General features: G+C 65.3%; 15 protein-coding genes and 1 tRNA gene. 1 reads left to right on the top strand and 15 read right to left on the bottom strand.

Annotated elements, in window-relative coordinates:
- Positions 1-524 precede the first annotated feature (524 nt).
- Positions 525-1,499, top strand: coding sequence for a GGDEF domain-containing protein (locus ACMPH2_RS09720; protein ID WP_314639247.1), 975 nt, complete (start codon positions 525-527; stop codon positions 1,497-1,499).
- Positions 1,500-1,704: 205 nt separating this feature from the next.
- Here ACMPH2_RS09720 and rpsJ read toward each other — a convergent pair whose 3' ends face one another.
- The 15 genes from rpsJ to rpmG form a co-directional block, all read right to left on the bottom strand.
- Positions 1,705-2,013 (bottom strand): 30S ribosomal protein S10, encoded by a 309-nt coding sequence (gene rpsJ / locus ACMPH2_RS09715; RefSeq protein WP_009278409.1) that lies wholly within the window; start codon positions 2,011-2,013, stop codon positions 1,705-1,707.
- 60 nt (positions 2,014-2,073) lie between these two features.
- Positions 2,074-4,170 (bottom strand): elongation factor G, encoded by a 2,097-nt coding sequence (gene fusA / locus ACMPH2_RS09710; protein ID WP_009278408.1) that lies wholly within the window; start codon positions 4,168-4,170, stop codon positions 2,074-2,076.
- A gap of 24 nt (positions 4,171-4,194) precedes the next feature.
- A complete protein-coding gene (rpsG, locus tag ACMPH2_RS09705) occupies positions 4,195-4,665 on the bottom strand; it encodes a 30S ribosomal protein S7 (protein WP_009278407.1) in 471 nt (156 codons plus the stop codon).
- Between the two features lie 45 nt (positions 4,666-4,710).
- Positions 4,711-5,085 carry a 30S ribosomal protein S12 gene (gene rpsL / locus ACMPH2_RS09700; protein WP_009278406.1) on the bottom strand — a complete coding sequence of 125 codons (375 nt, stop codon included), beginning with the start codon at positions 5,083-5,085 and terminating at the stop codon, positions 4,711-4,713.
- A gap of 416 nt (positions 5,086-5,501) precedes the next feature.
- Complete coding sequence (locus ACMPH2_RS09695; protein ID WP_417119322.1) at positions 5,502-5,828, bottom strand: ArsR/SmtB family transcription factor; 327 nt, start codon at positions 5,826-5,828, stop codon at positions 5,502-5,504.
- 119 nt (positions 5,829-5,947) lie between these two features.
- Entirely contained in the window at positions 5,948-10,378 is a 4,431-nt protein-coding gene (locus ACMPH2_RS09690; RefSeq protein WP_417119321.1) for a DNA-directed RNA polymerase subunit beta', read from the bottom strand.
- Positions 10,379-10,383: 5 nt separating this feature from the next.
- Positions 10,384-13,848, bottom strand: coding sequence for a DNA-directed RNA polymerase subunit beta (gene rpoB / locus ACMPH2_RS09685; RefSeq protein ID WP_417119320.1), 3,465 nt, complete (start codon positions 13,846-13,848; stop codon positions 10,384-10,386).
- Positions 13,849-14,571: 723 nt separating this feature from the next.
- Complete coding sequence (gene rplL / locus ACMPH2_RS09680) at positions 14,572-14,946, bottom strand: 50S ribosomal protein L7/L12 (protein WP_009278402.1); 375 nt, start codon at positions 14,944-14,946, stop codon at positions 14,572-14,574.
- A 63-nt stretch (positions 14,947-15,009) separates the two neighbouring features.
- The gene (gene rplJ, locus ACMPH2_RS09675) at positions 15,010-15,531 is read right to left on the bottom strand and encodes a 50S ribosomal protein L10 (protein ID WP_009278401.1); all 522 of its coding nucleotides are present in this window, start codon (positions 15,529-15,531) and stop codon (positions 15,010-15,012) included.
- 328 nt (positions 15,532-15,859) lie between these two features.
- On the bottom strand, positions 15,860-16,564 hold the full coding sequence (gene rplA / locus ACMPH2_RS09670) for a 50S ribosomal protein L1 (protein ID WP_314639258.1): 705 nt from the start codon (positions 16,562-16,564) through the stop codon (positions 15,860-15,862).
- A 65-nt stretch (positions 16,565-16,629) separates the two neighbouring features.
- Positions 16,630-17,058, bottom strand: a complete 429-nt coding sequence (gene rplK / locus ACMPH2_RS09665) for a 50S ribosomal protein L11 (RefSeq protein WP_062531614.1) — start codon at positions 17,056-17,058, stop codon at positions 16,630-16,632.
- 90 nt (positions 17,059-17,148) lie between these two features.
- Positions 17,149-17,694: a transcription termination/antitermination protein NusG gene (nusG, locus tag ACMPH2_RS09660; RefSeq protein WP_314639261.1), complete on the bottom strand. Its 546-nt coding sequence runs from the start codon at positions 17,692-17,694 to the stop codon at positions 17,149-17,151.
- A 3-nt stretch (positions 17,695-17,697) separates the two neighbouring features.
- The gene (gene secE / locus ACMPH2_RS09655; RefSeq protein WP_009278397.1) at positions 17,698-18,069 is read right to left on the bottom strand and encodes a preprotein translocase subunit SecE; all 372 of its coding nucleotides are present in this window, start codon (positions 18,067-18,069) and stop codon (positions 17,698-17,700) included.
- Positions 18,070-18,147: 78 nt separating this feature from the next.
- Positions 18,148-18,223, bottom strand: a tRNA-Trp gene (locus ACMPH2_RS09650).
- A 14-nt stretch (positions 18,224-18,237) separates the two neighbouring features.
- Positions 18,238-18,378, bottom strand: coding sequence for a 50S ribosomal protein L33 (rpmG, locus tag ACMPH2_RS09645; RefSeq protein ID WP_471752472.1), 141 nt, complete (start codon positions 18,376-18,378; stop codon positions 18,238-18,240).
- Positions 18,379-18,572: the final 194 nt, after the last annotated feature.

Below are 18,572 nucleotides of genomic sequence, written 5' to 3'. Positions count from 1 at the left end.
TTTTGTCAATCGCCCCCCGCACGTAAGTTCCTCAGGCGGCCTCGTCGTCCACACAAAGCCGACAATGGGCCCTCGCCTTCCGCTCCCCCGTCGCCTTGTGGCCGACTTGGCGGGTGCCTTGGCATCCCTTGCACGCGGCTGTGGCTACGGATATGATTCGTCCTTAACACGGGTCGTTTTGCCTGGCATTTCCAACGGGACCCATGCCCCTTCGGCCTGGCGGGCCCGGGTGTCGGGAGGCCGTCGGGACCCCGGCCGTCCCGTCCGTTTGCCCCGCCAGCCAACGACCCGCATCGCCATGGGGAGAGCACCTTGGACATATCCACGCTGGGCGTACCGTTCTACCCCGGGGCCACCCCCAAGGACCACCTGATGGTCGCCCTCGGCCTCACCCGGCTCACGGACGGGGAGCGGCGCTACGTGCTCGACTTCAACCTGCTGGGCGGGGCCATCCTCTCCCTGAGCACCGTCGTCCTCGAGGTCATCATGCTCGCGCAGAACTTCTCGCGCGGGATGCAGCCGAGGTGGTCCAAGCCGTCGGGTGGGCCTGGATCATCCAGCACCGCGTGGCCTACGCAGTGCAGCTCGCGAGCGCGCTCGTCCTCCTCGCGGGAACGGTGCGCCACTACTTCGGGAGGCCCCTCGGGACGGGCGCAAGCTGGGTCCTGCTTGCGCAGTACATAGTCATCGCCCTGGCCTTCGGGATGTTCATAGCCCGCTGGGATGCGAACCGGGGGCATGGGGTGTACGCCCTTCTCACGCAGATGGTGGCCCTCGCCTGCATCTTCTCCATCAGGCCCTCCATCTTTGTGCCCGGCTGCCTGCTTGCCATGCTCGTAACCACGCATCACGCCAACGAGCTGGGCCTGTTGAGCCATGGCGACAGGGTCAACCTGACCATGCTCTTCGTGATCATCGTGGTGTCCTGCTGCATGAAGTACTACTCGACGGTGCGCATAGCCCGCGACCGCCTGCTCCTCCAGGAGCAGGCGCACAGCGACGGCCTGACCGGCCTGGGCAACGTCCATGCCCTCAGGCAGGACATGCCGCGCCTCGTGGGAGGCCGAATCAGCGCCTCGGTGCTGGATGTGGACGGCTTCAAGCTCTGCAACGACAGGCTCGGGCATGCCGTGGGCAACACGATCCTCGCGCTGCTGGCCGACGCCCTGCTCGAGTCCTTTGGCCCCCGGGGCACCTGCTATCGCACAGGCGGGGACGAGTTCGTGGTGATATCCGTCGACCTGCCGGAGAGGGAGCAGAGGGCGCTCGTCGACGACGCCCTGGCACGCTTCCGCTCCAATGCCTCCGCGAGGGGGATCCAGATTGACGGGAGGCCCATCACGGTGTCCGCCGGAACCGCCCATGGGTCCGTGGGCAAGGCCTCTGACGTGGACGACCTGCTGCAGCTTGCCGACCAGTCAATGTATCGCATGAAGGAGAGGCGCCGGGAGCTGCTTGCGGGCGCGGGCCACCAGGAAGTTGGTGGCGGCACGAGCTAGGGGACGGGCCCGCCCAGGGCCAGGGCGGCGTCAAGGGACACCAGGACTCCCCTGCCGCCGTCACGGGCGCGGCCACGCCCTGGCCGGCCGTCCGCAACCGCACGGCCACCGCCAGAGGATGCATGCATCATGACCGCAAATAGCAGGAGGGACCCCGGCTTGTCCGGGGTCCCTCCTGCGTCACCGCTGCCGACGAGGCGTGGGACTAGAGCTTGATCTCGATGTCCACGCCCGCGGGAAGGTCGAGGCGCATGAGCGAGTCGACGGTCGAGGAGCTGGGGTCGAGGATGTCGATGAGGCGCTTGTGGGTGCGCATCTCGAACTCCTCGCGGGAGTCCTTGTCCTTGTGGGGCGAGCGGATGACCGTGTAGAGGTTGCGCTCGGTGGGCAGGGGGATGGGACCGGACACGCGGGCGCCGGTCTTCTGGGCGGTGTCCACGATGAGCTTGGCGGACTGGTCCACTACCTCGTGATCGTAGCCCTTGAGGCGAATCCTGATCTTCTGGCTTGACACTTCAAATACCTCCATCGAATAGCGGCTGCGAGTTGCTCGCGCTGCCATTGGCTACTTTGCTTACGAGGCGCTTCCGCCGTTCTTGCTGACAATCTCCTCGCGGACGTTCTTGGGAACGGGCTCGTAGGAGTCGAACTGCATGGTGTAGGAAGCGCGGCCCTGGGTCTGGGAGCGCAGGTCGGTGGCGTAGCCGAACATCTCGCCCAGGGGCACCTTGGCCCTGATGAGCTTGGTGTTGGCACGGTCCTCCATGCCCTCGATCTTGCCGCGGCGACCGCTCAGGTTGCCCATGACGTCGCCCATGTACTGCTCGGGCGTCTCGACCACGACGGACTCGACGGGCTCGAGGAGCACGGGGTCGGACTTGGCGAGGGCGTTCTTAATCGCCATGGAGCCGGCGATCTTGAAGGCGGCCTCGGAGGAGTCGACCTCGTGGTAGGAGCCGTCGACCAGGGTGACCTTCACGTCCTGGACGGGGTAGCCGGCGATGACGCCGGTCTCCAGAGCCTCCTGGATGCCCTTGTCCACAGAGGGGATGTACTCCTTGGGGATGGAGCCGCCGACGGTGGCGTCGACGAACTCGTAGCCAAAGCCGGCCTCCATGGGCTCCAGGTCGATGATGGCGTCACCGTACTGGCCGCGGCCGCCGGACTGGCGGACGAACTTGCCCTGCACGTGCTGCACGGCCTTGCCAGCGGTCTCGCGGTAGGCGACCTGGGGCTTGCCCACGTTGCACTCGACGTGGAACTCGCGGCGCAGGCGGTCGACGATGATCTCGAGGTGCAGCTCGCCCATGCCGGCGATGATGGTCTGGCCGGTCTCGTGGTCGGTGTGCACCTGGAAGGTCGGGTCCTCCTCGGCGAGCTTGGCCAGGCCCACGGACATCTTGTCCTGCTCGGCCTTGGACTTGGGCTCGACGGCGACGTCGATGACGGGCGCGGCGAACTCGATGGACTCGAGCACGATGGCGTGCTTCTCGTCACAGAGGGTGTCGCCGGTGGAGGTGTTCTTGAGGCCGACGCAGGCGACGATGTCGCCGGCGGAGCACTCCTCGCGGTCGACGCGGTCGTTGGCGTTCATCTCGAGGATGCGACCCAGGCGCTCGCGGTTGTCCTTGACCGAGTTGTAGACGTAGCTACCGGACTCGGCCTGGCCGGAGTACACGCGGATGTAGGTGAGCTTGCCGACGAAGGGGTCGGTCATGATCTTGAAGGCGAGGGCGGAGAAGGGCTCCTTGGGGTCCGCGTGACGGACCTCGTCCTCGCCCTTCAGGTTCTTGCCGTCGATCTCGGTGACGTCGAGGGGGCTGGGCAGGTAGTCCACGACGGCGTCGAGGAGCTCCTGGATGCCCTTGTTCTTGTAGGCGGAGCCCACGAAGACGGGGTTCATCTCGCCGGCGAGGACGCCCTTGCGAATGGCGGCCTTGAGCTGGTCGACGGAGATCTCCTCCTCCATGAGGATGGCCTCCATGAGCGCGTCGTCGAAGTTGGCGGCGGCGTCGAGGAGCTCCTCGCGCTTCTCTGCCGCGAGCTCGGCGAACTCGTCGGGGATGGAGTCCATGACCTCGGGATAGATCATCCCCTTGGCGTCCTCCTTGAAGTCCCAGGCCTCCATGGTGACGAGGTCGATGAGGCCCCAGAAGTTGGACTCGGCGCCCATGGGAATCTGGGCGGCCACGGCAGCGGCGCCCAGGCGGTCCTTCATGGTCTCGATGGCGTGGAAGAAGTCGGCGCCAACGCGGTCGTACTTGTTGATGAAGGCGATGCGGGGCACGCCGTAGTTGGCAGCCTGGCGCCACACGGTCTCGGACTGGGGCTGGACGCCTGCGACGGCGTCGAAGACGGCGACGGCGCCGTCGAGGACGCGCAGGCAGCGCTCGACCTCGGCCGTGAAGTCAACGTGGCCCGGGGTGTCGATGATCTGGATGACGTGGTCCTTCCAGAAGCAGGTGGTGGCGGCGGAGGTGATGGTCACGCCGCGCTCCTGCTCCTGAACCATCCAGTCCATGGTGGCCGCACCGTCGTGGACCTCGCCGATCTTGTGGGTCTTGCCGGTGTAGTAGAGGATGCGCTCGGTAGTGGTGGTCTTGCCCGCGTCGATGTGGGCCATGATGCCGATGTTGCGCAGGTCTTCGAGCTTGTACTTAACTTTCGCCATTTCGCTACTTCCTCGAGCCTTCGATTAGAAACGGTAGTGCGAGAAGGCGCGGTTGGCCTCTGCCATCTTGAAGAGGTCCTCGCGACGCTTGACGGAGGCGCCGACGCCGTTGGCGGCGTCCATGATCTCGTTGGCGAGGCGCTCGGCCATGGTCTTCTCCTTGCGGGCGCGGGAGAAGTTCACGATCCAGCGGATGGCCAGCGTGGTGGCACGACGGGAGTTGACCTCCATGGGCACCTGGTAGGTGGCGCCACCGACGCGCTTGGGCTTGACCTCGAGGGTCGGGCGCACGTTGTCCATGGCCTTCTTGAAGACGGAGAGGGCGTCCTGCTCGGTCTTGGTGGCGACCATGTCGAAGGCACCGTAGACGATGCGCTCGGCGGTGGCCTTCTTGCCATCGAGGAGGACCTTGTTGATGAGCTGGGTCACGAGACGGTTGTTGTAGACGGCGTCGGGGATGACCTCACGACGAACTGCTGCTGCACGACGCGGCATGTGTATCTCCTAAGAACTGGAAAGGCTGATTCAGGATTTGGGGTCTTACTCCTTGGGGCGCTTCGCGCCATAGCGGGAGCGGGCCTTCTTGCGGTCCTGAACGGCAGCGCAGTCATAGGCGCCGCGGACGATCTTGTAGCGCACGCCGGGGAGGTCGCGGACGCGGCCGCCACGGATGAGGACGATGGAGTGCTCCTGCAGGTTGTGGCCCTCGCCGGGGATGTAGGCCGTGACCTCGATGCCGTTGACGAGGCGCACGCGGGCGACCTTGCGCAGCGCCGAGTTGGGCTTCTTGGGCGTGGTGGTGAAGACGCGGGTGCAGACGCCGCGCTTCTGGGGGTTGTGCTGCAGGGCTGCGTTCTTGGACTTGGCCTTGTGGGACACGCGGCCCTGGCGGACGAGCTGGTTGATGGTAGGCAAAGCTTTCTCCTTCGTAGAGCGTGCGAGTAGGCGGTGCGCGAGCACCTATGTATCAAGGACGGCGCAGCACCGTCGTCCCGGATTGTCATGCGCATGACAGTCGCGACGGGAAACATTACGCCCAATAAGGGCAGATGTCAAAATACCACGGGTCCGGGCGTATCCTTGATTCACCCATATTACACAGGCGAGAGACGAGCCGGAACGCCGGCGGAGAAGCCGTGTGCAACGAGGCGGGCGGCGCCCGTCGCAGGCAGGCACGCCGCTGATGCCACCCGCCCCCCCACGCGCGATCGTCGTTCTCTATGCCAATCTATGAAACCGAGGATACAAAACCCCAGTTGACGAACCTCTCGATTCAGGAGAAGGCATAGAGAACGCATGTGGGCGGGGGCGGGGGCGGGTTACGCGGAGGCCTACACAGACTCCTCCGCGGCGTGCCTGAGTCCCGTGGCGATGAGGTCGCTCACGTGGTCGTCTGCCAGCGAGTAGATGACGCGCTGGCCGTCTCGCCTAGAACTCACCAGGCCTCGGTCCCTAAGCAGCCTGAGCTGGTGCGATATGGCGGATTGCGTCACGTTGCACGCCTCGGTCAGCTCGCCCACGCTCCTCTCGCCCATGACCAGGACGCCAAGGATCTGGAAGCGCGTCGAGTCGCTGAGCGCGTCGAAGATCTGCGTGGCACGGTACACGATGTCGTCGCTGGCAAGGCATTCCTCGAGCGTGCACGCCGTCTCTTCCATGGGACTCCCCTCTTCAGGCGCCCGTCCTCCCCCATCGATTCTAGGCAAGAGGGACCTCTCGTACGAGAGGGGCCCGCCACTCTCGTGACGGACCCCCGTGACAAGCATCCGGGCGAGAGCTACTCCTCGTCGCCGTCCTCGCTCTGCTCCACCTGCGAGAGCAGGTCGTGCAGGGAGCCAAGGTCCTCGTTGATGACCTGGTCGCCCTCGTCGTCAGAGGTCTCGCTGCTGCCACCGATGAGCTCGTCGTCGAAGCTGTGCTTCGCGGGAGCCGCGGTGCCCAGCATGATGTCGTTGTCGGCATCAGGCGAGAACACCATGTTGAGCAGTTGCGAGAGGTCCTCGCTGTCCGCCTCGTCCTCGTCGGGCTCGAGGATGTAGAGGAGGTTGCGGGCTTCGAGGCCGTCACGGAGCTCCTCAATCGCCTTGGCGCCGATGCCGTCGATGCGCAGGAGGTCGTCCTCGGTCTTTCCGATGAGGTCGCCCACGGTCTCGATGCCGACCTCGCTGAACTTGTTGGTCCAGCGCTGCGACACCCCGAGGTCGTCGAAGAGGTAGAGCTTGGCGTCCTCGCTGGAGAGGGTGCGGCCGTTCTTGGAGTAGATGCCGCCGAAGCCGTAGTCGTCGCCGATCCAGTCGAGCTGCTTGGGCAGCTGGTCCTCGATGCCCTTGAGCTTCTCGGGAGCCCAGTCGGGCAGGCTCTTCGCCATGGGCGAGGTGGGGCCGTCGATGACCTGGCCGTGGTAGGTGAGCTTGACGTCGCCGTACGCCTTGAGGCCGGTGCCTGCGGGAATCTTCTTGCCCACGATGACATTAGACTTGAGGTCCAGCAGGTGGTCGACCTCGCCCTTGATGGCGCTCTCGGTGAGGACGCCGGCGGTGCGGATGAACGACGCGCTCGACAGCCAGGAGTCGATGGAGCTGGCCACCTTGAGGGTGCCCAGGATGACCGGCTCGGCCTCGGGGGGTGTGCCGCCCGCGAGGGCGATGTTGCGCACCGTGTTGGCGAAGACGTAGCGGTCGACGTACTGGCCCAGCAGGTAGGTCGAGTCGCCGGGGTTGGTGACCTGGACGCGGCGCAGCATCTGGCGCGCGATGACCTCGATGTGCTTGTCGTTCAGGTCGACGCCCTGGGAGGTGTAGACGTCCTTGACCGACTTGACGAAGGTGTGCATCGTCGATTCGATGTCGGTGAGCTTGCGCAGCTTGCGGAAGTTGACGAAGCCGCGGGTCACCTGGTCGCCGGCGCGGACCTCGGCACCGTCCTCGATGCCCGGCATGAAGCGGACGGACGCGGGGACCCTCCACTCGGCCAGGATGCGGCTGGGGTCCTCGGTGTCGAGGATGCGCAGCTGGTACTCGGTCTGCTCGGGGGTGATCTGGAGCGTGCCGGTGTAGGGCGCCAGGTCGGCCTCGCGGCCCAGGATCTTCTCGTTGACGTTGCCGACGACGTCGAACATGCGGGCGACGGTGGGCAGGCCCTGCGTGATGTCGTCCGCGCCGGCGACGCCGCCGGAGTGGATCGTACGCATCGTGAGCTGCGTGCCGGGCTCGCCGATCGACTGGGCGGCGATGATGCCCACGGAGGTGCCGATGTTGACGGGCCTGCGGGTCGAGAGGTCCCAGCCATAGCACTTCTGGCAGACGCCGTACTTGGACTTGCAGGTCAGCAGGGCGCGGAGCTGGACCTTCTTCAGGCCGGCAGCGACCATGGCCTCGAGGTCCGCCTTGGACTCGACGTAGCCGTCCTTCGCGACGATGACCTCGCCGGTCTGGGGGTTGACGATGTCCTCGAGCGCGCAGCGGCCGATCAGGTCGGTGTCGACGTCCGTCTCGCCCGGCTTGACGAGGTCGTAGGTAACGGCCTCGTCGGTGCCGCAGTCTTCCTCGCGCACGATGACGTCCTGCGCGACGTCGACCAGACGACGGGTCAGGTAGCCGGAGTCGGAGGTGTGGGACGCCGTGTCGACCAGGCCCTTGCGGGCGCCGTAGGTCGAGATGAAGTACTCGAGCGGCTCCAGGCCCTCGCGGAAGTTGGCCTTGATGGGCAGGTCGATGGTGTCACCGGACATGTCGGCCATGAGACCTCGCATGCCCGCGAGCTGCCTGAGCTGCGTCTTGGAGCCTCGGGCGCCGGAGTCGGCCATCATGTAGATGGGGTTGTCCTCGGCGAAGCCCTCGAGCATCTTGGTGCCCAGGGTCTCGGTGCACTCGGTCCAGGCGTTGATGACCTCGGCGTGGCGTTCGCGCTCGGACAGGAAGCCGTCCTCATAGTACTCGTTAATCTGGTCGACCTTGGCCTGCGCGTCCTCGAGCAGCTCGGGCTTGTCGTCGGGAATCGCGGCGTCCCAGACCGAGATGGTCAGGCCGGCGCGGGTCGCGTAGTGGAAGCCACTGTGCTTGATGGCGTCCAGGATGGGCTCGACCTCGGCGGTGCTGTAGCGGTCGCAGCAGTCGTTGACGAGCGCCGAGATGTCACCCTTGGACATCTTGAAGTTGATGAAGGGGTAGTCCGCGGGCAGGCACTGCCGGTTGAAGATCACGCGGCCGACGGAGGTCTCGATGCGCACGGGACGCTCGGTGACGTCGTAGTCCCGGAACTGGCCACGGCCCTCCATGACGCGGAAGACCCTCCTGTCGCCCTCGACCACGTTGGCGTCCTCCGAGGAGACGCGCACCGTGACCTTGGCCTGGATGTCCACCCTGTCGCGGCAGTCGTAGGCGTTCATGGCGTCGTCGAAGTCCGCGAAGACGCGGCCCTCTCCCTCCACGCCGTCCTTCTGGGTGGTGAGGAAGTACACGCCGAAGACCATGTCCTGCGAGGGGACGGTGAGGACCTTGCCCGACGCGGGCGAGCGCAGGTTGTTGCTCGAGAGCATGAGCACGCGGGCCTCGGTCTGCGCCTCGGTGGAGAGGGGCACGTGGACCGACATCTGGTCGCCGTCGAAGTCCGCGTTGAAGGGAGCGCAGACGAGCGGGTGCAGGTGGATGGCCTTGCCCTCGACCAGCACGGGCTCGAAGGCCTGGATGGAGAGGCGGTGCAGGGTCGGCGCGCGGTTGAGCAGCACCAGGCGACCCTTGATGACCTCGTCCAGGACGTCCCAGACGGCCGGGGCGCTGCGGTCGATGGCGCGCTTGGCGCCCTTGATGTTCTCGACCTTGCCCAGCTCGACCAAACGACGCATCACGAAGGGCTTGAAGAGCTCGAGAGCCATGGTGGAGGGCAGGCCGCACTGATGCAGCTTGAGGTGCGGGTCGACGACGATGACCGAGCGGCCGGAGTAGTCGACGCGCTTGCCCAGCAGGTTCTGGCGGAAGCGGCCCTGCTTGCCCTTGAGCGCCTCGGCGAGCGACTTCAGCGGACGCCCGCCACGGCCGGTGACGGGACGGCCGCGGCGGCCGTTGTCGAAGAGCGCGTCCACGGACTCCTGGAGCATGCGCTTCTCGTTGTTTACGATGATCGCCGGGGCGTCGAGGTCGAGCAGGCGCTTGAGGCGGTTGTTGCGGTTGATGACGCGACGGTAGAGGTCGTTGAGGTCGGACGCGGCAAAGCGGCCGCCGTCGAGCTGCACCATGGGGCGCAGGTCGGGCGGAATCACGGGCACGACGTCCAGGATCATGTTGGCGGGGTCGTTGTTGCCCTTGAGGAAGGCGTCGACCACCTCCAGGCGCTTGACGGCCTTCTCCTTCTTCTGCTTCTGGGAGTCGGGAGAGGCGACGATGGCGCGCAGCTCCTCGGCCTCCTTGGGCAGGTCGATGGAGCGCAGGAGCTCACGCACGGCCTCGGCGCCCATGCCGCCCTTGAAGTAGATGGAGTAGTAGCGCTTCATCTCGGTGAAGAGACCCTCGTCGGAGATGAGCTCGCGCTCCTGGAGCTGCATGAAGCGCTCGTAGGCGTCGCGACGGAGCTGCTTCTCCTCCTCGTACTCCTCCTCGAGGTCGGCGATGCCCGCGCGGACCTCGTCGGCCGAGAGCGGCTCGATGTCGCTGAACTCGTCCTCAGAGGGCTCGCCCTGGGCCTTCAGGCGCTCGATCTCGTCGTCGCGCTCGGCGTCGAGCTCCTCGAGGTCCGCTGCCAGCTCCTCCTTCAGCTCGTCGGCGTCGGCCTCGCGGGCCTCGGCGTCAATGGAGGTGATGACGTAGCTCGCGAAGTACAGGATCTTCTCCAGGTCCTTGCTCTTGATGTCGAGCAGGCGGGCCAGGGGGAAGCTCGTGGGACTCTTGAAGTACCAGATGTGGCTCACGGGAGCGGCGAGCTCGATGTGGCCCATGCGCTCGCGTCGCACCTTGGCGCTGGTGACCTCGACGCCGCAGCGCTCGCAGACGATGCCCTTGAAGCGGATGCCCTTGTACTTGCCGCAGGCACACTCCCAGTCCTTGGTGGGACCGAAGATCTTCTCGCAGAAGAGGCCGTCCTTCTCGGGCTTGAGGGTGCGGTAGTTGATGGTCTCGGGCTTCTTGACCTCGCCGTGCGACCAGCTGCGAATCTCGTCGGCGGAGGCGAGCGAGATCTTTATAGCGTCGAAATCGGTGGTATCGAAATCTGCCACGTTCGCTACTCCTTATCGTTGGTGATGTCGCCGACAAGCGCGTCCTCGCCCTTGTCGAGGTCGGCGGAGAGGCCGCCGATCAGGTCGTCGGCGCTCTCGGCGCCCGCGAAGACGTCCACGGGGCTGACGGTCGCTTCGTCCTGCGCGCCGGCCTCGTCCTCGCCGACCTTCTTGTAGGTAATCGGCTCGATGTCCAGGGCCAGGGAGCGAATCTCCTTGACGAGGACCTTGAAGGACTCGGGGATGTCCGGGTTGGGGACGTTCTCGCCCTTGACGATGGACTCGTAGGTCTTGACACGGCCGTTGGTGTCGTCGGACTTCACGGTCATGAGCTCGTGCAGCACGTTGGAGGCGCCGTAGGCATAGAGCGCCCACACCTCCATCTCGCCGAAGCGCTGGCCGCCGAACTGGGCCTTGCCGCCCAGCGGCTGCTGGGTGACCAGGGAGTACGGGCCGGTCGAGCGCGCGTGGATCTTGTCGTCGACCATGTGGCCCAGCTTGAGGATGTAGGAGGTGCCCACGGTGATGGGGCTCTTGAAGGCCTCGCCGGTGCGACCGTCGTAGAGCGTCGTCTTGCCCTTCTCGTTGAGCTGGGGGACGAAGTCTATGTCCATGTGCTTGCCGTACTCGCGCATGGCCTTGTTGACCAGGTTGATGTTGGTGCGGCGCAGGGCCTCGGCGACCTCGACGTCGGTCGCGCCGTCGAAGACGGGCGTGGCGACGCGCATGTTGCCCTCGACGACCCTCTTCGAGTCGGGGTCCTCGGTGTCCCAGCCGTGGGCGGCGGCCCAGCCGAGGTGGCACTCGAGCAGCTGGCCGACGTTCATACGAGAGGGAACGCCCAGGGGGTCGAGGAGCACGTCGACGGGGGTGCCGTCAGTCATGTAGGGCATGTCCTCCACGGGCAGGACGTTGCAGACGACGCCCTTGTTGCCGTGGCGGCCGGCGATCTTGTCGCCCTGCTGGATCTTGCGGCGCTGGGCGACAAAGACGCGGACGAGCTCGTTGACTCCCGGCGGGAGGTCGTCGCCCGCCTCGCGGCTGAAGCGCACTACGTCGACGACGCGGCCATAGGCGCCGTGGGGCATCTTGAGGGAGGTGTCGCGGACGTCGTGGGCCTTGGCGCCGAAGATGGCGCGGAGCAGCCTCTCCTCGGCGGTGAGGGCCGTCTCGCCCTTGGGGGTGACCTTGCCTACCAGGATGTCGCCGGGGCCGACCTCGGCGCCGATGCGGATGATGCCGTCGTCGTCCAGGTTGGCGAGCATCTCCTCGGACTGGTTGGGGACCTCGCGGGTGATCTCCTCGGGGCCGAGCTTGGTGTCGCGGGCGTCGATCTCGTGGCGCGAGATGTTGACGGAGGTCAGCAGGTCGTCGCGGACGACGCGCTCGGAGACGATGATGCCGTCCTCGTAGTTGTAGCCCTCCCACGGCATGTAGGCCACGGTGAGGTTGGCGCCGAGGGCAAGCTCGCCGTGGTCGACGGAGGGGCCGTCGGTCAGGGGCTCGCCCTGGGCGACGTGCTGGCCCACCTTGACCACCGGGCGGTGGTTGCTGCAGGTGCTCTGGTTGGAGCGCTGGTACTTGGGGAGGTCGTAGCGCTCGGGGCCCCTCTCGGTGTTGACCACCACGTGGGCGGCGTCGACCTCGGTGACGACGCCCTCGTGGGAGGCGCTGATGAGCTCGCCGGAGTCGAGCGCGGCGCGGGCCTCGAGGCCGGTGCCGACGAGGGGGGCGTTGCAGGTGATCAGGGGCACGGCCTGGCGCTGCATGTTGGCACCCATCAGGGTTCGCTTGGCGTCGTCATGCTCGAGGAAGGGGATGAGGTTGGCAGCGACGGAGAGCATCTGGCGAGGCGACACGTCCATGTAGTCGACGGCCGAGACCTCGATCTGGGCGGGCGCGCCGAAGGAGCCGTCGAAGTTGCGGGTGCGCGCGACGACGGTCTCGGGCGCGTAGATGTTGCCCTTGGAGTCGACGGCCACGAACTTGCCTGTCTTGGGGTCCACGGGCACGTCGGCGGGGGCGATGTTGTGGAGCTCCTCCTCGTCGGCGGTCATCCAGTCGACCTCGTCGGTCACCTTTCCGTCAACGACGCGGCGGTAGGGCGACTCGATGAAGCCGTACTCGTTGACGTGGGCGAAGAGGGCCAGCGAGCCGATGAGGCCGATGTTGGGGCCCTCGGGGGTCTCGATGGGGCACATGCGCGCGTAGTGAGAGTTGTGGACGTCGCGGACGGCCGTGGGCACGTTGGTGCGGCGGCTGGAGCCGGACTTGTGGCCGGCGAGGCCGCCGGGGCCGAGGGCCGAGAGGCGCCTCTTGTGGGTGAGCCCGGCCAGGGGGTTAGACTGGTCCATGAACTGTGACAGCTGGGAGGAGCCGTAGAACTCCTTGATGGCCGCGACGATGGGGCGGATGTTGATCAGCGACTGGGGCGTGATGTCGTCAGCGTCCTGGGAGGCCATGCGCTCGCGGATGACGCGCTCCATGCGGCTCATGCCGATGCGGAACTGGTTCTGTACCAGCTCGCCCACGGTGCGGACGCGACGGTTGCCGAAGTGGTCGATGTCGTCCAGCTTCTTGGTGGGGTCACCCTCGTGCAGCGCGAGGAGGTAGCGCAGGGCGCTGACGATGTCCTCGCTGGTGATGACCTTCTGCTGGGCGTCAATCTCGAGGCCGAGCTTCTTGTTGATCTTGTAGCGGCCCACGCGCGCGAGGTCGTAGCGCTGGTTGTTGAAGTACAGACTGTCGAGCAGCGAGCGGGCGGAGTCCACGGTGGGAGGCTCGCCGGGGCGCTGGCGGCGGTAGATCTCGATCAGCGCGTCGTCGCGGGTGGTCGCGACGTCACGCTCGAGGGTGGAGCGGACGACCTCGGAGTCGCCCAGGAGGTTCATGATCTCGTCGTCGGACTCGGCGATGCCCAGGGCGCGCAGGAGGACCGTGGCGCTCTGCCGGCGCTTGCGATCGATGGAGACCACGAGGTGGCCGTGCTTGTCAATCTCGAACTCGAGCCAGGCGCCGCGCGCGGGAATGAACTGCGCGTGATGCACCTGGACGCCGTTGTCCAGCTCGGACGAGAAGTAGACGCCGGGCGAGCGCACGAGCTGCGAGACGACGACACGCTCGGTGCCGTTGATGATGAAGGTGCCGCGGTCGGTCATGAGCGGGAAGTCGCCCATGAAGACGAGCTGCTCCTTGATCTCGCCGGTCTCCTTGTTGACGAAGCGCACGTCGACGAAGAGGGGCGCCTGGTACGAGATGTCCTTGGCGCGGCACTCGGCCATGCTGTTGGGGGCATCGCCGAACTGGTGGTCACCAAAGGAGACCTCCATGGTCTTCGCGGAGTTCTCGATGGGAGAGAACTCGGCAAAGGACTCGGCGAGACCCTCGCCCATAAAGCGCTCGAACGACTCCTTCTGCACGGAGATGAGGTTTGGCAGCTCCATAGCGCTGGGGATCTTGCTAAAGCTCATGCGCTCGCGCTGATCCGCCTGTGCGGATTGGGAAGACTTTGCGGTAGGCACCAGGCACTTCCTCCTTCAACGGTTAAATAGCGGCAGTTGTCGCAATCTAATAAAGTACCTAAGGGCTGCCATTTGGTCAATGAAAAGCCTTGACATATTCGTCATTATTTTGTATGGGAGAACCACGCTCCGACTACCTGCGGTTTTGCCACGGCAATTGTGGAGCGGCTGTGATGGGACGTGAGAGGCTCCTGGAGTTGGCTTGCCCGATCTTGTGGGTGTGGACGGTCTTCTCGCCTAGAGGGAGCGATTCTGTCCACAGGCACAAGAACGAGTGCAAGAGCGGGGCTCCGTCTGCGCCTCGAGAGAATGGCGACGTTCTTTTCTCGTCCGCTCCAGAGGCTTCGCTCGCGGGAGCCTCGTACGGAACGGCCCTCGGCGGATTTCCCCAGGAAACCGCTCGCCGCGCGTTCCTTGCCGGTGGCTCGTTGGGACTTTCGCGCCATCGGCGTTACGAAAGAATACGTCAGGCGAGAAAACGGGCGATTCCGACACGGAGACGTTCTCCATTCCGTCGCTTTTCGTCAGTTGATGCCCCAGCCAGCCGGCAAAGATTGTCCACGCGCGCTGTTGTGGCGGACGGGCGACGCCCGCTTCGGACGAAAAAGGGTCCGGGCATATGCCCGGACCCCGAGCGACCTGAGTCGCTGAGCTAGCGTGTCAAGACCCCAGTTACTTCAGGGTGACGGTGGCACCGGCCTCCTCGAGCTGCTTCTTGGCGGCCTCGGCGTCCTCCTTCTTGGCACCCTCGAGGAGCACCTTGGGGGCACCCTCGACGGCCTCCTTGGCCTCCTTCAGGCCAAGGGAGGTGAGGGCGCGGACGACCTTGATGACGGCAATCTTGTTGGAGCCGAAGGAGGTCAGCTCGACGTCGAAGTTGGTCTTCTCCTCCTCCTCGGCAGCAGCCGCGGGAGCGGCAGCGGCGACGGCGACGGGAGCGGCGGCAGAGACGCCGAAGACGTCCTCCAGCTCGTGAACCAGCTCGGAAAGCTCGAGGGCGGGCATCTCCTTGAGGGCCTCGATGATCTCATCCTTGGTGACAGCCATGTCAATTCTCCTTTGTGTGAGGGCACGGGCGTGCCCTGCGACCTTTGCTTGGTGCAATGGGACTTACGCGGCGTTCTTCTGATCGACGACGGCCTGGAGCGCAGTGGCGAGGCCACGGGCGGGACCGGCGCAAACCTGGGCGATGCCCGAAAGCGGGCTGGCGACCACGTAGACGAGCTTGGCCATGAGCTCCTCGCGGGAGGCGAGCTCGGAGTAGGCCTTGGCCTCGTCGGCGTCGAGCGCCTTGCCATCTGCGATGGCGCCGATCCACTCAATCTTCTTGAGTGCCTCGGCCTCCTTCTTGATGACCTTTGCGGCATCGACGGGGTCGTTCTCGTAGAAGACGTAGGCACAGGTGCCGACGAGCTTCTCGCTCACGTCGGGCAGGCCGGCCTCCTTGAGGGCGATGTTCACGATGCTGTTCTTGTAGACCTTCATCGTGGCACCGGCCTCGCGCAGGGCGCGACGCAGCTCCTGGGTCTCCTTGACTGAGAGGCCGCGATAGTCGATGAAGAAGACGCCCTTCGACGCCTCGATAGACTTGTTGACCTTCTCGAGCATGTTGATCTTGGACTGTGCTGGCATTGAATACACCTCCTTGGAACGCGCTAGGGCACGAGCCGCCGACACGGGCGGGCCTTCACGCGAAAGACCCCGCTAGGCGCGCGGCCAAAGCGGGGTCCAAGAAGACGTTTCTTTAGACCACCTCGGCAGGCGGGTCTCCCCTTTGAGCCTTGCGGCACCGACTGTCTTTGGCAGCGGACGTGCGATGTATGGTTTGCTCTTTCGAGCATTGTAGATTCTTGCACCCAAGAATCGGGCTGTCAAGCTCACCTGTGCCGCACGGCCCTCTTCACAAGAAAGCCCCATGGCCGCTGCCATGGGGCTTCGTCAAATCAGGCTTTGCCTCGGCCTACGCGGTGAAGTCGCGCGTGACGGAGGAGTCGACCCTCACGCCGGGGCCCATCGTGGAGGACACGACGACGCTCTTGACGTAGCGACCCTTGGCGGTGGAGGGCTTGACGCGGAGAAGCTCGGAGTACAGGGCCCCGTAGTTCTCGGCCAACGCCTCGGCGGTGAAGGACACCTTGCCCATGGGGACGTGGCAGATGCCGTAGCGGTCGGCGCGGTACTCGACGCGGCCCGCCTTGAGCTCCTTGACCATCTTCTCGACGTCCATGGTCACGGTGCCCAGCTTGGGGTTGGGCATCAGGCCACGGGGGCCGAGGATGCGGCCCAGGCGGCCGACCTTGCCCATGAGGTTGGGCGTGGCGATGACTGCGTCGAAATTGATGTTGCCGGCCTGGATGTCGGCGACGAGCTCGTCGGAGCCGACGATGTCTGCGCCGGCGGCCTCGGCCTCGCGCGCCTTCTCGCCCTCCGCGAAGACGGCAACGCGCACGTCCTTGCCCGTGCCGTTGGGCAGCGAGATGGAGCCGCGGACGTTCTGGTCGGCCTTGCGGGTGTCGACACCCAGGCGGACGGCGACCTCGACGGTCTCGTCGAACTTGGCAGTCGAGAGCTCCTTGACGAGGGCCATGGCCTCCTTGGGGCTGTAAGTCTTGCCGGCCTCGACCTTGGCGGCGGCTCCCGTGTAGTTCTTTCCGTGCTTAGGCATGCTTTCCTCCTATGTGGTCAAGCGGGCGCGAGCCCTCCCACGTGGTAGTTGCCAGGTAGCCCGCGCTACTCGGCGATGGTGACGCCCATGGAGCGGGCGGTACCGGCGACGATGGCCTTGGCGGCCTCGATGTCGTTGGCGTTGAGGTCGGGCATCTTGATCTCTGCGATCTTGGTGAGCTGCTCCTGGGTGAGCTGGCCGACCTTGTCGCGCTGAGGGACGCCGGAGCCACTCTTGAGCTTGAGCTCCTTCTTGATGAGCTGGGCCGCGGGAGGGGTCTTGGTCACGAAGTCGAAGGAGCGGTCCTCGTAGACGGTGATCTCGACGGGGATGATGTCGCCGGCCTTGTCCTGCGTGGCCGCGTTGAAGGCCTGGCAGAACTGCATGATGTTGACCTGGGCGGCACTGAGGGCGGGGCCTACCGGAGGCGCGGGGTTGGCCTGGCCGGCGGGAATCTGAAGCTTGATGAAGCGAGTGACCTTCTTCTTGGGCATCTCTGTCTCCTGCGTTCGACGTGTGCGTACGGCATATCTAGTTCCGGCCCCGAGAAGCAATCCTCACCGATACCGGGGTCGAAGGGAAATCTAGGCGATGGTGACGACCTGGTCCAGGGTGAGCTCGACGGAGGTCTCGCGGCCAAAGATCGCGAGCATGACCTTGACCTTGCCAGCCTCGGGCATGACCTCGGCCACCTGTCCGTCGAAGTCCGCGAGCGGGCCGTTGACGACCTTGACGGCCATGCCGGGCTCGAGGTTCGTGGTGGTGTGCTTCGGGACCTCCTGCGCGCCGCGCGGGTTGGTGCGGCGCATGATCTTGTTGAACTCGCTGCGACGCAGGGGCGTGGGCTTGCCGTCGATGCCGACGAAGCCCGTGACACCGGGGGTGTTGCGGACGACGGCCCAGGAGTTGTCGTCCACCTCCATGCGGACGAGGACGTAGCCGGGGAAGACCTTGTTTTCCTTGGTCTCCCTCTTGCCGCCGTCCTTGATCTCGGTCACCTGTTCGGTGGGAATCTGGATGTCAACGATCTGGTCCTCGAGGCCGTAGGTCTCGATGCGGTGCTCGAGGTCGGTCTTGACCTTGTTCTCGTAGCCCGAATAGGTGTGAACGACGTACCAGCGCTTAGACATGCCCTACCCCCTCAGTCCGGTGAAGCCGACGAGAAGGGCGACGAAGCCGGTGTCCACGAGCCAGACCAGGATGCCGAAGACGACCAGCATCACGATGACCGCGACGGAGTAGCTCTTGAGCTCGGGCTTGCTCGGCCACACGACGCGACGCATCTCGGTCTTGACGTCAGAGAGGTAGCTCCGGAGCCTGGACCTCTTCTTGGCCTTGGCCGGCTTCGACGCCTTGGACGAAGACAGGTTGGAGGACTGGCCGGACTTCTTGGAAGTCGACTTGGCATCCTCGGCGGAGGCCGAGGCCCTTGCGGCCTCGCGCTCGGCACGCTCCTGCTGGCGTGCCTGGCGTGCGCTCCTCTTCTGACGCTCTTTCTTTGCCATCCTCAAACCCCTCTGGGGCAAATGCCCCTTCTCATAGAAACCGGCTAACCTCCGAGGAGGAAAGCCGGTGGTGTTAGCTGGCAGGCCAGGAAGGACTCGAACCCTCAACAAACGGTTTTGGAGACCGCCGCTCTACCATTGGAGCTACTGGCCTATGTCGACTCTATTTTAGCGAGTCTCCCTGTGAAGGGTATGCTTGTGGCACCACGGGCAATACTTCTTCAACTCCATGCGATCGGGAGTGTTGGACTTGTTCTTGTCGGTGGTGTAGTTGCGACGCTTGCACTCGGTGCATGCGAGGGTAACCATTGTGCGCATAGATCCTCCTGTAGGACAGCCGCCTTCGAGACTATCTCGATGGCGACGCGATGGAATACGTTACTATCCGTCAGCCGATTCTGTCAACTATTTTGCTCTTCGCGCCTGGCCTCAACAAAACCACCAAAAGTGGGGCTGCTCTCGCCTGGCGCTCGGCCCAGGGACAGAGAAGGGCCCGGCACCCT

The sequence above is a fragment of the Olsenella phocaeensis genome (assembly GCF_048189965.1).
In the GTDB taxonomy this organism is placed as follows: Bacteria; Actinomycetota; Coriobacteriia; order Coriobacteriales; family Atopobiaceae; genus Olsenella_I; species Olsenella_I phocaeensis.
The sequence above is the reverse complement of the archived record's forward strand: the minus strand, read 5'-3'. Positions and strand labels throughout refer to the sequence as shown.